This is a genomic window from Serpentinicella alkaliphila, from assembly GCF_018141405.1.
GTDB classification, from domain to species: domain Bacteria; phylum Bacillota; class Clostridia; order Peptostreptococcales; family Natronincolaceae; genus Serpentinicella; species Serpentinicella alkaliphila.
In genome coordinates this window covers 1,354,725-1,366,822 of sequence record NZ_CP058648.1, presented here as the reverse complement: position 1 = coordinate 1,366,822, position 12,098 = coordinate 1,354,725, and the positions used below count along the sequence as shown (strand labels likewise).

Below are 12,098 nucleotides of genomic sequence, written 5' to 3'. Positions count from 1 at the left end.
TCATCCCCCCGTCTATAGTTAAACCATAAGGCTAGTTAAATAATTAACCCTCTCCTATTATAAAGGTTTACCACTGTTAACTCAAGGAGTTTTAGATTTATTTGCCGACAAGAAAAGGGATACGAGCTAGTATCCCTTTTCTCCATATTGAATTATTTAAAGTACGAATCTTAAATTTCAGTAAATAGATTTGCCATCTCTATAGCAGTTACAGCTGCCTCAAAGCCTTTATTTCCAGCTTTAGTACCAGCACGTTCAATTGCTTGCTCTATAGTGTCTACTGTTAACACTCCAAATATTGTTGGTATTTCAGCCTCTAATCCTACTAAAGCTACTCCTTTTGTCACTTCGCTAGAAACATATTCAAAGTGAGGTGTCGCTCCTCTTATTACTGCCCCTAAACATATTACTGCATCATATCTTTTTGTTTTAACCATCTTTTTAGCAGTTAATGGGATTTCAAAAGCACCCGGAACCCAAGCTATATCAACATTATCTAAAGAACCACCATGTCTTTTAATTGCATCTAATGCTCCATCTAAAAGCTTCGACCCTATAAATTCATTAAAACGTCCTATAACGATACCAAATTTCAAATCCTTACTAGTTAATTTTCCCTCAAAAGTTCTCATTATTTTTCTTCCTCCTTAAATTTTAGCATATGCCCTAATTTTTGTTGTTTTGTTTTTAAATAATGCTCATTTCTTTCATTATGATTTGTTTGAATAGGCTCTCTATCTACTATCTCAAGATCATATCCTGATAAACCAACCATTTTCTTAGGATTATTAGTCATTAGTCTTATCTTTCTTACCCCTAAATCCCTAAGTATTTGCGCTCCAACTCCATAATCTCTCATATCCGCTGGGAACCCTAAGGCTAAATTAGCTTCAACTGTATCATAACCTTCATCTTGAAGCGCATAGGCTTTAAGTTTATTAATAAGTCCTATACCTCGACCTTCTTGACGCATATACAATAGGACTCCTTTACCTGCCTCATTAATCTTTTTCATCGCAGCAGCAAATTGATCTCCACAGTCACATCTTAAGGATCCAAAAGCATCTCCTGTCAGACATTCGGAGTGAACTCTTACAAGGATTGGTTCATCACCATTAATTTCACCTTTAACTAGAGCTACATGATGTTCTCCATTTACAGCATTTTCATAACCTACAATCTTAAACTCTCCATGCTTAGTTGGCATTTTAGTTTCAGTTACTCTATTAACAATTTGCTCATTTTTTCTTCTATATGCAATAAGATCTGCTATAGTAATAAATTTTAAATTATGTTCTTTAACAAATTCAATTAGTTCAGGAACTCTTGCCATACTACCATCTTCATTCATGATCTCGCATATAACCCCTGCAGGTGCAAGTCCAGCTAATCTAGCTAAATCTACAGATGCCTCAGTATGACCAGCTCTTACTAAAACCCCACCCCTTCTTGCTAAAAGTGGAAATATGTGACCAGGTCTTTTGAAATCTTCTGGCTTAACATCATCTGAAACTGCCTTCTTAATTGTGAAAGCTCTTTCGTGTGCAGAAATACCTGTAGTAGTTTCCTTAGCGTCTATGGAAACCGTAAAAGCAGTTGTATACTCATCCGTATTATTAGTTACCATTTGAGGCAAGTTTAATTGTTTAATTTTTTCTTCAACCATTGGCAAACAGATTAAACCTCTACCATACTTAGCCATAAAGTTAATCATTTCTGGAGTAGCTAAATCTGCTGCTCCAACTAAATCCCCTTCATTTTCACGATCTTCATCGTCTATTACTACTATCATCTTACCTGCTCTTATATCTTCAATTGCTTCTTCAATTGTATTAAATTGATAACCCATATAAATCCTCCTTATGATAAGAACCCATTTTGTTTCAATAGATCCATAGTAATATCTTTTTTCTGCGGTTTGTTTTCCATCATTGTGATGTTTAGCATTTTTTCAATATATTTTGCCATCATATCACATTCTAAATTCACCATATCTCCAACTTTTTTATGAATTAATATAGTTACATCCTTAGTATGTGGTATCATAGATATTTTGAAGCATTCATGATCTACGTAAGCAACAGTTAAGCTAACTCCATCTATTGCTATAGAGCCTCTTAAAATTATATACTTAAGAATTTCAGGTGGAGCCTTAACAGTAATCCAAATTGCATTATCTTCTTTTTCAAATTGATGTATTATCCCTACTCCATCAATATGTCCACTAACAATATGTCCGCCAAGTCTGTCTCCAACAGCTAATGCTCTTTCTAGATTTACTAAGCTTCCCTCTTTAAGATACTTTAAATTACTATTTCTTATGGTTTCGGCCATAATATCTACCTGAAAATATGTAGAATCAAACTTATTTACTGTTAGACATACCCCATTTGTAGCAATACTATCCCCTAGTTTTACTTCTTTTAAAACTTCTTTAGCTTCAATTATCATACTAGCCCCATCGCCACTTCTATGTATCTGCTTAATACGTCCTATCTCCTCAACAATTCCTGTGAACATAATCATCTTTCCTTTCTCACATAGCCCTCAACTAAAATATCTTTATCAAACCTTTTAATCGATATATCATCTATCTTAAAGGCATCATCTACTTTATCTATTCCTTCTCCTTCGATAGAGGTTATTGCATCTCTACCACCAAGAATTTTTGGTGCAATGAAATACATTACTTTATCTACAATACCACTTTCTAGGGCTGAGTAATTCAGAGTACCTCCACCTTCTAATAATACGCTATCAATCTTCTTTTCTCCTAGCTCGTTCATTAGTTCTTCTAAATCTACTTGTCCATTTTTATCTTTAGTTAAAATTACATCTACTCCTAGGGACTTCAATTTTTCAATCTTCTCAGTTTCAGCATTAACTGTAGTCACCACTATGGTCTTTTGTTCATTTGTAGTTCTAACTACATTAGAATCTAATGGAATTCTAATATTCTGATCATCAACAATTATTCTAATCGGATTACTCACATCTTCCCTACCATTTATTCTTGTGTTAAGCTGAGGATCATCATATATTACAGTTGATACCCCTACCATAATACCTGAAACCCTATTTCTTATATGATGGGTATAGGCCCTAGACTCTTCACCAGTAATCCACTTGGAATTCCCCGTTTTAGAAGCTATTTTACCATCTAATGTAATTGCAGACTTTAAAATTAAAAAGGGTTTTTTTGTGGTAATATATTTTATAAAAATTTCATTTAACTTTTTTGCTTCTTCCTCTAAAATACCAGATATAACCTCAATACCATTATCTCTTAAAATTTTAATTCCTCTTCCAGCAACTAAGGGATTTGGGTCTTCCATTGCGACGACCACTTTACTTATCTTACTTTTGATAATAGCTTCAACACAGGGTGGTGTTTTACCGTAATGGGAGCAGGGTTCTAGACTAACATAAATCGTAGCCCCTTCTGCTATATAGTTGATTTTCTTTAATGCGTCAACCTCTGCATGATCACCACCAAAATAATGATGGTATCCTTCAGCCAAAACTATATCATCCTTCACAATGACAGCACCTACCAAAGGATTGGGCTTAACTTTACTCCAACCGCCTTTAGCTAAATCAATTGCTCTTCTCATATATTTAATATCCAAAAGTCGTCACCTCCACCTAGTTATTATCCCAATTTTGACAAAATAAAATACCCTGAAAAATTCAGGGCATAAGATATACAACGTAATATTTACCTTAGAAGAAAATATACTTGCTACTACCTTCTTTCATCCAGACTTTACTGTCGGCTCTGGAATTTCACCAGATCAGCCAAAATTGGCTCGCGGGCTTTGTTAAACATTTACCGCCGGTGGGGAATTTCACCCCGCCCTGAAGGATATTTATTTTGTTATTAATCGTATATTAGCATAAGAGCAAATCAAATTCAAGTTTTTTTTAACCCACTTCTGTCGTAGCTAATACTTCCTCTACTTTAACTTGTTTTTCTAAATTTACTATGCATACACCTAGCACTATAATTCCCCCACCAAGTATTTGAAGTGGATATAGTCTTTCCCCAAGCATAAAATATGCAGCAATTATTCCAACAAAAGGCATTAAATTTATATAAATATTTGTAGATGTTGCCCCTAAATTTTTTAATGCAAACAAGTATAAAAAATAGCAAAGAGCTGAACATATTAATGCTAAGTATAATATATGGGACCAAGTGTAAAGTGAAATAGGCTGCCATTTTTTATACTCAACCAATGAGAAAGGAATTAAAAAAAGTGCCCCATACAAATTTTGATAACAGCTCAAAACAATAGTTGGGTATTTTCCATCTATTTTTTTACTTATTATTGAATAGGTTGCCCAACTTAAAGCTGCACCTATCATTAATAATGTCCCAATTATTTCTTTATAACTAGCATTTATAGTTAAGGAATTTCCTATTACACAGATAACACCTATAATTGACAGAAAAATACCTATGCTCTTTTGTAAACCTATAGGTTTCTTAAATACAATCCAATCCAACAAAACAGTAAACAGCGGTATGGATGCTAATAAAATTGTTGCATTTGCGGCATTAATTAAACTTACCCCATAGTTTTCGAAATTAAAATATATAGTTACCCCTACAAGTCCGCAGAGCATCATTCGTGGCACATCTTCCTTATCAACCTTAACATCCGGATTTAACTTCTTATTTAATATATATAGAATTGAAGATGCAATTATAAATCTTATTAAAGCCAGTGTAGATGGTGGTACCTCTCTTATTGCAATTTTATTACTTGAAGTAGATATCCCCCAAAAAAGTATAGTCATAAGTACTGCTATATTTGCTAAAACTTTCTTATTCCCTTTCATTCACCTCATACCCTTTCATAATATCTATCCATATATTATATTTTTTTAAACGCTCTTTGTAAACATATTTGTAACCATATACTACCCATAACATACTATAATAAAAGGAATGCAGTTTTTCAGTTAGGGGGGATTTTAATGTTAGAGAGCATTTTAATTGCCATCGCTATTAGTATAGATAGCTTAAGTGTAGGAATAGCTTATGGTGTAAAAAAAATAAAAGTCCCTTTCCCATCTTTGATTATCCTGGATATTCTCTCAGTAACTTTGCTCGGCTTAGGTTTCTTTGCGGGAAACATACTATTAAAGTTAGTCCCAGAAATATGGACTCAAGTTATTGGCGGTGGTATATTATTCATCATGGGTTCTTATTTACTTATACAAGGGTGGATTAATTATAAATATCCATCCGAAAACATTGTAGGCCCTACACCAATTGCAGTTATAAGCATAGAGTCTTTAGGTATTGCTATCAATATTTTAAGAGACCCATCAAGAGTTGATTTGGATATTTCAGGAATCATAGATACAAAAGAGGCAGTACTCCTAGGTATTGCCCTAGCCATAGACTCCCTAGCCGTCGGAGTAGCTGTTGCTGTCCCTTCCATATACTTAATTATATTTACACTTTTGTTAGTTGCGATCATTAATATAGTTTTTATATTAATAGGAATTACAATTGGAAAAAATCTTATTGCAAATAAATTTAAAGAAAAAACTGCTTTTCTACCCGGTTTTATACTTATTTCTTTAGGGCTATTTCGATTAATTTAAAATAGCAATTATTTCTCTGTTACTTACTATCATTACCTTAAAGAGTGGGCTACCCACTCTTTAAAATCTGTTTAACCCCTTAGATCCCTATAACTTCAATGAAAATCAGTCTATAAATAGATGAACATCAACGAATGCTAGATATGCTTATTGGGCGTTTCACAGATGAAATAGAGTTTAGATCAACTTTACAATTTACAAAAGACAATTTAAATGATGTTAGCCATTTATTCTACTATGGCTATGAAAAAGAAATTCTTCCAAAAAATACTTTACATTATGCAAGTAATTTTTCTGGTGTTATGGTGGGCATTGGCTATAACTTAGATCAATTAGAAAACCGATTTTCTTTCTTAGAGATTATTCCCAATGAATTCCCAATGAAGTGATTATTGATCAAATAGTCTCAGGAAGTAATCCAGAGCAATACCTCACATATGTACCCTCCCTCATAATTAACACTTATATTGTAACTCCAAATACTAACCTCATACTAATAGGAAGATACGGTGATAATGAATACCCCCTTTGTATACAGTACCCAAATACCTACTATTTTGCTTCCACATTTATAAAACCACCTTTTTCTATAGCTTTTGGTGAGATGCTTCATAAGGTATTTGAATCAAGCGCTTCTATGATTCGTCCCGGTTATATTCGCCTAGAAGACATTCATCCATTAGTTGATCCCGTAAACCTTGTTGAGATTGCTGTAATTTTAAAAAACAAAAAAATACCTTATATGATCTCTGTAATTCCTGTTTATACAAACCCAGAAACGGGAAAGCAATATCATTTTTCAGACTCACCTAAGCTATTAAAAGCACTTAAATATATGCAAAACAATGGTGGCAGTATAGTTTTACACGGATATACACACCAGTTTAGATTGAGTGAAACAGGTGAAGGGTCAAGCGGGTAGGTGGTTTTGCTTTAAATTAACAACTATTCCAGGCACAAACTTTGCAATAAGAAAATCTATTTTAGATGAACTGGGGGGCTGGGACGAAGGGGCCCTGTCTGAAGATACAGAATTGACTATTAGAGTATATAACTTAGTCTATAAAATTATGTTCTATCCTGCAGCGGTAACTTGGGAACAAGAACCAGAAACTTGGAGAGTTTGGTGGAAACAACGGACTGGATGGGTCCAAGGTAACCTCTATGTTATAGGTAATATCTATTAAATTTTAATAAATTAAGTAATCGAAGGGTAGTTATTGATTTACTATATTTTCTGTTTACATACTTCCTATTCATAGGAGGCATTCTTACTTCACACAGCATACTCGTTGCCAGTTTATTTGTTGACTTAGGGCTTAAAATTGGATTTATTTCATATGTATTATTAATTGTTGGTTTCCTTCTTTTTTTAACTGAACTACTATTAGCAATTAGCTTAGAGAAAGACCAATTAAACTTAAGAAACTTTATTACTATTATAATAATGTACTTTTCATATTCCCAGATTTGGTTACTGCTCGTACTACAAGCCTCCATCTTACAAATAAAGGGATTAGTTCTTCGTGAAGAAACAACGTGTTATAAGACTCAACGTTATAAACAAGAGGATACTAATAAAGACTAGCAATAAATCTTTTCTATTAAATGATGCCTTATATTGGGTATCATTTATTTTATTTATGTTTCTTATAGGCTATACTAAACATATATCATGGAAAAGGCGGTGCTAAAAATGGTGGAGCACTATTTTGAAATCATAGTTGTTTTTACTATTAATATACTTGAATTTATAGGAGTTTTTGTTATAGCATTTTCATGTCTAAGAGGTTTTTACTACTATATATTGAACAGGTTAAAATTTAATGATACAGTTATAAAAATAGAGATAGCTAAAGGCCTAGCCCTTGGTCTAGAGTTTAAACTAGGTGCAGAGATACTTAGAACTGTATTAGTTAGAACTTTAGAAGAAATTAAGGTTTTAGCTGCAATTATCGCTCTACGAATAATTCTAACCTATGTCATACATTGGGAAATAAAATCCGAACTAAAACATGACGACATATTTCAAAAGAAAGCTGAAAATGATGTTAAACCAGGACAATAGTTTGAACTCTCCATTAATGGGTATATTTTAAAAATATATATTCCTTACATAATATCGTAGCAGAAAGTGGGTTTTTAAATGATCGATCAAATACTAAATTTGATACTTGATAGCGCCGAAGCAGCATTTTTAGAAGTGGGTGTATTTGTTGGTGCTGTTTTATTACTATTTGGCTTTATAAATTATAAGAAATCCGGAGCCTTTATTGAAACTATAAAAACATCACAAAAGTTCCAACCAGTTATTGGGGCATTTTTAGGATTAACCCCTGGTTGCGGTGGAGCTATTTTTGTTATGCCTCTCTTTTTCAAGGGTGCAGTAACCTTTGGTACTGTAACTGCAACTTTAATTGCGACAATGGGAGATGCCGCCTTTGTTCTATTAGCAAGTAGTCCTCTTCATTACTTTTTAATTAGTGCTATATCCTTCGTAGTAGCAATAATAACAGGTTATGTAGTGGATAAAACAGGTTTGGGTGAATCTATATTAAATAAATATAAGATGAGAAAAAAAGATAAGGTAGATTTAGATTTTGAGCATAAGCAATATGATCACGTTCTCCACGAATACGAATGTGAAAAAATGGGCTGTAAAAATGGTTATACTCATATTGGCCATGAAGAAGGGGACGAAATAGATCTTTTACTACACCACGAACTTAAAGGACATATGTCTCATGAAACTTTTGGATATAGGTTTACTCATAGTGCATTTTATATTTACTGGTTTTTAATGATGGTTGGTCTTCCACTAGGTATAGCCCTATTATTTCAAGTTGATATTAACGAACTAACAAATATAAATTTAGGACATATTCTAGGTACAATAGGTATTACTTTCTCTATTATTATGACTATTATGAGTAAAAAATTTTTAGACCACGAAAGTCACGAAGAGGCAGAACTTAAGGTAATGTCATTAAAAGAAACTTTTGTTCATAATGCCCTTGATACAGCTTTCGTCATAACATGGGTATTTATAGGCTTCCTTGCATATGAATTTGGTATTTTAGGTTTAGGGGCTGGTGACTATGCTTTAGGAGAAGCAACAATGGAAGGTTTTTTATTAGCCACAGGCATATTATCGGTTTTAATAGGTGCCGCAATAGGACTTATACCTGGCTGTGGTCCACAAATAGTTTTCGTAGCACTATTTACAAGAGGATTAATTCCCTTTGCCGCATTGTTTGCAAATGCAGTTTCCCAAGACGGAGATGCTCTGCTCCCACTATTAGCTATTGATCGACGCTCAGCTATTTGGGCAACTGTTATTTCTACAATACCTGCTATTATCTTTGGTCTTTTAATATATTATTTTGAGATTAGGTGGTTTAACTAATTATGCTTTACAATATAAATAATAACTTGTATTATTATCCCATCTTTGACAGTTAATAAAGAAAAAAAGCTTGTAACCTGTTATAAATAGTAGGTTACAAGCTTTATATATTTGTCCAAAAAGTGCGTAATTTTTTTATCTTTTCGTATCTTTAAAAATATTTTTCATATGTGTGTTTTTTATTATTTGATAATCCGTTCTGAAGCCAAAAGCCTCATGAAGTGCATCTGTAAAATCTGTGCGTGTGTAAGTTGGAATATAGCCATCGCCAAGGATTTCATAAAAATTCATACCCCTTAACTCTCGTATGATTTCAGTACAGGTGAACTTGTTATCTAAGTGTTTTTCAAGATATCTATAAAGCACCATTGCCAAGAAACAAGTTGTAAAGTGTGCTTCTATACGATCATCTCTTGTTAAGTACACTGGTCTTGCCTTAAATTCACTTTTCATAATTCTAAAGCATTCTTCAATCTCCCAACGTTTATGATTAACTTTAATAATTTCAGAAGCTTCATCTTCTAAATTTGTGCATACAAAGATAAAAACCATCATATGCCTCTTCTTTTGATATAATATCTGAATCCAGTCGATAGAGGTCCTTTTCTGCCACCTCACCATCTGATGTAACGCTTGTTTTTCCTATAAATCTTTTGTAATCGTTCTGATTACACTTGTTGAGTTTTGATGGATTGTTTTCTATTACCTTAACAAAGACGCTCAATTTGTTTATTTCGAATTTTTCTTTGATAGTCTCTATATTTAATTGAATAAGTTACAATTAGCTTTTGTTCCAAACCATTTTCTTTAATCCATCGCTCTTTATAAAAAGTAATATCTGCAAAATTGTCTTCTTCAATATCAGAGATATCGAAAACCTTACTACTACCACTTAAACTCCATCCTTCGCTAGAAAGTGCCCATTCTTTAAGATGTTTTTAAGTTTTTGATTGACTGAGTGGTTATAAAAGCACGTCCACCTTGATCATTAAATTTCCTATTGTCATTTGACGCTAGTCCAAAGATCTGTGCATACGACAAACTTTGAGAGTTTGAAATCATTAAGTATCTTCTGTTCTAAAGGCTTTAAAGTGAGTTTGTTCATTAGTATTACCTTTAGTAATGCTAAATGCTAGTGGAATACCATCCCCATCCATAAAAAGACCCATTTGTACGATAGGATTAGGTTTGTGTTCCTTTGAATACCCATACTGTTTTAAGCCTTGCTCTTGCTCAATCTCAAAGAAGTAATTCGTACAGTCATAATAAAGAATTCCTGAATTACGCTTAGAAAGTTTATAACTATTATTATAAAGCTCCGATTGAATATAATCAGTTTCCTTAGAAATAACTTCAAGTGCTCTATAAATATGTTGAATATCAAAATCAGGTTTTTCTAAAAATCTAGTAGATAGGTTATAGGTGGAAAGCTTAGAACCAGGAAAGATAATCCTACCATATAAAAGTCTAGATAGTATGGAGTCAAGATTAAAAGTGAATTTATGGCGATTGGAAATCTCTTTACAGATTTTGTGAATTCCTAGATCATGATAAATCTTTTGAAGAAATAGATAGCCTCCATTAAAAGACTGTTGCTTATCTTTACCAATAAGTTTTGTAGGCGAGTATTGAACCATGATTGTACTATTTTCTTCTTTTTCTTTTTTATTAAGTTCATCGATATATTTCTTAGCCCATTCAATAGGGTCTTCCCCGTTTAATTTGTTAAGAAGCTCATCATATGTACCTAGTTTTTCAACAATTTTAGTAGTACGCTTATTTTTTTCAATTATATCCTTTATCACATAAAGTGAAGTAGCATTTTTAGATTTAGAAAGTGATAATCTCATAATAACACCCCCAGTTATCTATATTATAACACAATACGATAAAATACGAAAGAAATATTTGAGAAAATTTACAAAAAAATAAAGCCTTTTCAAAGCTTTAGCGATTTTTTTTATTATTCAACTGTCAAAGACCCGGGCAACTGTTATTTCTACAATACCTGCTATTATCTTTGGTCTTTTAATATATTATTTTGAGATTAGGTGGTTTAACTAATTATGCTTTACAATATAAATAATAACTTGTATTATTATATCAAAGGCAGAGTAGGCATTATGCGTTAAGTGTTAGGAGATGGGAAGTTGCTCCTAAACGAAGAATGATTTATTATTCGCGGTATAATGTTGCGTCCGCTGCTCACTGAGAGATATCATAACATCTATCTCATCTAGTGTAGCATTTTTTGCCTGCATTCAGAGAGAGGAGGTGTAAATATGGATAGCTCTCATTTAGTTTCTAGACAATTAAGTAAAGAAAGCATTAAAGCTCATAACCGTTTATCTACTAAAGCATTAGTTATTGCCTCTTTTTTAGTATCTATGAATATTGTTTTGACTAGACTAGGTGCAATAATGATTTTTGGTGGAACAATACGTTTAAGCTTTGGTAATATTCCCTTGATATTATCTGGTATGCTTTTAGGTCCAGTAGCAGGGGCTATGGTAGGGTTTATTAGTGATATACTTGGTTTTATGATCAATTCCCATGGTGGTGCATTTCACCCTGGCTTTACCCTAAGTAGCGTTCTAACTGGGGCATTACCTGGAATAGTAATAATGTTTAGTCGTAAGGATAAACTGTCTACACTTAATGTATTTATATCAAATATACTAGTGCTTGCAATTGTATCTTTAGGTTTAAACACATATTGGCTAACACATTTATTTGGAAAAAGCTTTTTTATATTATTACCAACGCGTATTGTGGCTAGTACAATAATTGCATGTATAAATACTTTGATAACTTTAGTATTGATTAAAAACTTTAAACAAACTAATGTTATTAATTTCTCAATTAATGACACTACTACTAATCAAGACTTACTCTATGTAATATCATTTGTATTACCTTTAATAGGTATTGTCTTAGGAATTAAAAATAATAATAGCTTTGGTAAAGAACTATTATCTTTCAGTTTTAAAATTCTTGTTGTATACACATTAATCATTTTATTATTTTTATATAATTTTGGATATCTTACAATATAGCTACTATTTATAGTAGC

At 32.6% G+C, this 12,098-nt stretch carries 13 protein-coding genes, 1 pseudogene and 2 riboswitches; of the genes and pseudogenes, 7 read left to right on the top strand and 7 right to left on the bottom strand.

Translation table 11 applies throughout. From position 1 onward, the window contains the following. Positions 1–170 precede the first annotated feature (170 nt). The 5 genes from ribH to HZR23_RS06935 all read right to left on the bottom strand — a co-directional run bounded on the left by ribH (position 171) and on the right by HZR23_RS06935 (position 4,845). Positions 171–632 carry a 6,7-dimethyl-8-ribityllumazine synthase gene (gene ribH, locus HZR23_RS06955; RefSeq protein ID WP_132849734.1) on the bottom strand — a complete coding sequence of 154 codons (462 nt, stop codon included), beginning with the start codon at positions 630–632 and terminating at the stop codon, positions 171–173. Then, a complete protein-coding gene (locus HZR23_RS06950; RefSeq protein ID WP_132849735.1) occupies positions 632–1,849 on the bottom strand; it encodes a bifunctional 3,4-dihydroxy-2-butanone-4-phosphate synthase/GTP cyclohydrolase II in 1,218 nt (405 codons plus the stop codon). The genes ribH and HZR23_RS06950 overlap by 1 nt, the downstream gene beginning before the upstream one ends. Before the next feature lie 11 nt (positions 1,850–1,860). Further along, positions 1,861–2,520: a riboflavin synthase gene (locus tag HZR23_RS06945; RefSeq protein WP_132849736.1), complete on the bottom strand. Its 660-nt coding sequence runs from the start codon at positions 2,518–2,520 to the stop codon at positions 1,861–1,863. Positions 2,521–2,522: 2 nt separating this feature from the next. Next, positions 2,523–3,629: a bifunctional diaminohydroxyphosphoribosylaminopyrimidine deaminase/5-amino-6-(5-phosphoribosylamino)uracil reductase RibD gene (gene ribD, locus HZR23_RS06940; RefSeq protein ID WP_207667941.1), complete on the bottom strand. Its 1,107-nt coding sequence runs from the start codon at positions 3,627–3,629 to the stop codon at positions 2,523–2,525. A 114-nt stretch (positions 3,630–3,743) separates the two neighbouring features. After that, positions 3,744–3,870, bottom strand: a riboswitch (FMN riboswitch). A gap of 54 nt (positions 3,871–3,924) precedes the next feature. Continuing rightward, positions 3,925–4,845 carry a DMT family transporter gene (locus tag HZR23_RS06935; RefSeq protein WP_132849737.1) on the bottom strand — a complete coding sequence of 307 codons (921 nt, stop codon included), beginning with the start codon at positions 4,843–4,845 and terminating at the stop codon, positions 3,925–3,927. A gap of 138 nt (positions 4,846–4,983) precedes the next feature. On the opposite strand from HZR23_RS06935, the gene ytaF reads away from it, so the two are divergent. From ytaF to HZR23_RS06915, 4 genes are all read left to right on the top strand, one after another. Next, positions 4,984–5,619, top strand: coding sequence for a sporulation membrane protein YtaF (gene ytaF, locus HZR23_RS06930; RefSeq protein WP_132849738.1), 636 nt, complete (start codon positions 4,984–4,986; stop codon positions 5,617–5,619). Positions 5,620–5,762: 143 nt separating this feature from the next. Next, positions 5,763–6,008 (top strand): hypothetical protein, encoded by a 246-nt coding sequence (locus HZR23_RS06925; RefSeq protein WP_132849739.1) that lies wholly within the window; start codon positions 5,763–5,765, stop codon positions 6,006–6,008. Beyond that, positions 6,005–6,541: a DUF2334 domain-containing protein gene (locus HZR23_RS06920; protein ID WP_207667942.1), complete on the top strand. Its 537-nt coding sequence runs from the start codon at positions 6,005–6,007 to the stop codon at positions 6,539–6,541. Before HZR23_RS06925 ends, HZR23_RS06920 begins: the two co-directional genes overlap by 4 nt. Beyond that, positions 6,513–6,806, top strand: coding sequence for a glycosyltransferase (locus tag HZR23_RS06915; protein ID WP_132849741.1), 294 nt, complete (start codon positions 6,513–6,515; stop codon positions 6,804–6,806). The genes HZR23_RS06920 and HZR23_RS06915 overlap by 29 nt, the downstream gene beginning before the upstream one ends. On the opposite strand, the gene HZR23_RS06910 is transcribed toward HZR23_RS06915, so the two are convergent. Next, positions 6,787–7,119 carry a hypothetical protein gene (locus HZR23_RS06910; protein ID WP_213050343.1) on the bottom strand — a complete coding sequence of 111 codons (333 nt, stop codon included), beginning with the start codon at positions 7,117–7,119 and terminating at the stop codon, positions 6,787–6,789. The genes HZR23_RS06915 and HZR23_RS06910 overlap by 20 nt on opposite strands. 175 nt (positions 7,120–7,294) lie before the next feature. Here HZR23_RS06910 and HZR23_RS06905 point away from each other — a divergent pair, with 175 nt between their 5' ends. Both HZR23_RS06905 and HZR23_RS06900 read left to right on the top strand, forming a co-directional pair. Further along, positions 7,295–7,687 (top strand): DUF1622 domain-containing protein, encoded by a 393-nt coding sequence (locus HZR23_RS06905; RefSeq protein ID WP_249536753.1) that lies wholly within the window; start codon positions 7,295–7,297, stop codon positions 7,685–7,687. A 78-nt stretch (positions 7,688–7,765) separates the two neighbouring features. Then, positions 7,766–9,025, top strand: coding sequence for a putative manganese transporter (locus tag HZR23_RS06900; protein ID WP_132849743.1), 1,260 nt, complete (start codon positions 7,766–7,768; stop codon positions 9,023–9,025). A 135-nt stretch (positions 9,026–9,160) separates the two neighbouring features. Here the strand turns inward: HZR23_RS06900 and HZR23_RS18190 are convergent. After that, a pseudogene (locus tag HZR23_RS18190) lies at positions 9,161–10,875 on the bottom strand (IS1634 family transposase). A gap of 258 nt (positions 10,876–11,133) precedes the next feature. Continuing rightward, a riboswitch (THF riboswitch) is annotated at positions 11,134–11,231 on the top strand. 76 nt (positions 11,232–11,307) lie between these two features. Here HZR23_RS18190 and HZR23_RS06890 point away from each other — a divergent pair. After that, the gene (locus HZR23_RS06890) at positions 11,308–12,081 is read left to right on the top strand and encodes a folate family ECF transporter S component (RefSeq protein WP_132849204.1); all 774 of its coding nucleotides are present in this window, start codon (positions 11,308–11,310) and stop codon (positions 12,079–12,081) included. Positions 12,082–12,098: the final 17 nt, after the last annotated feature.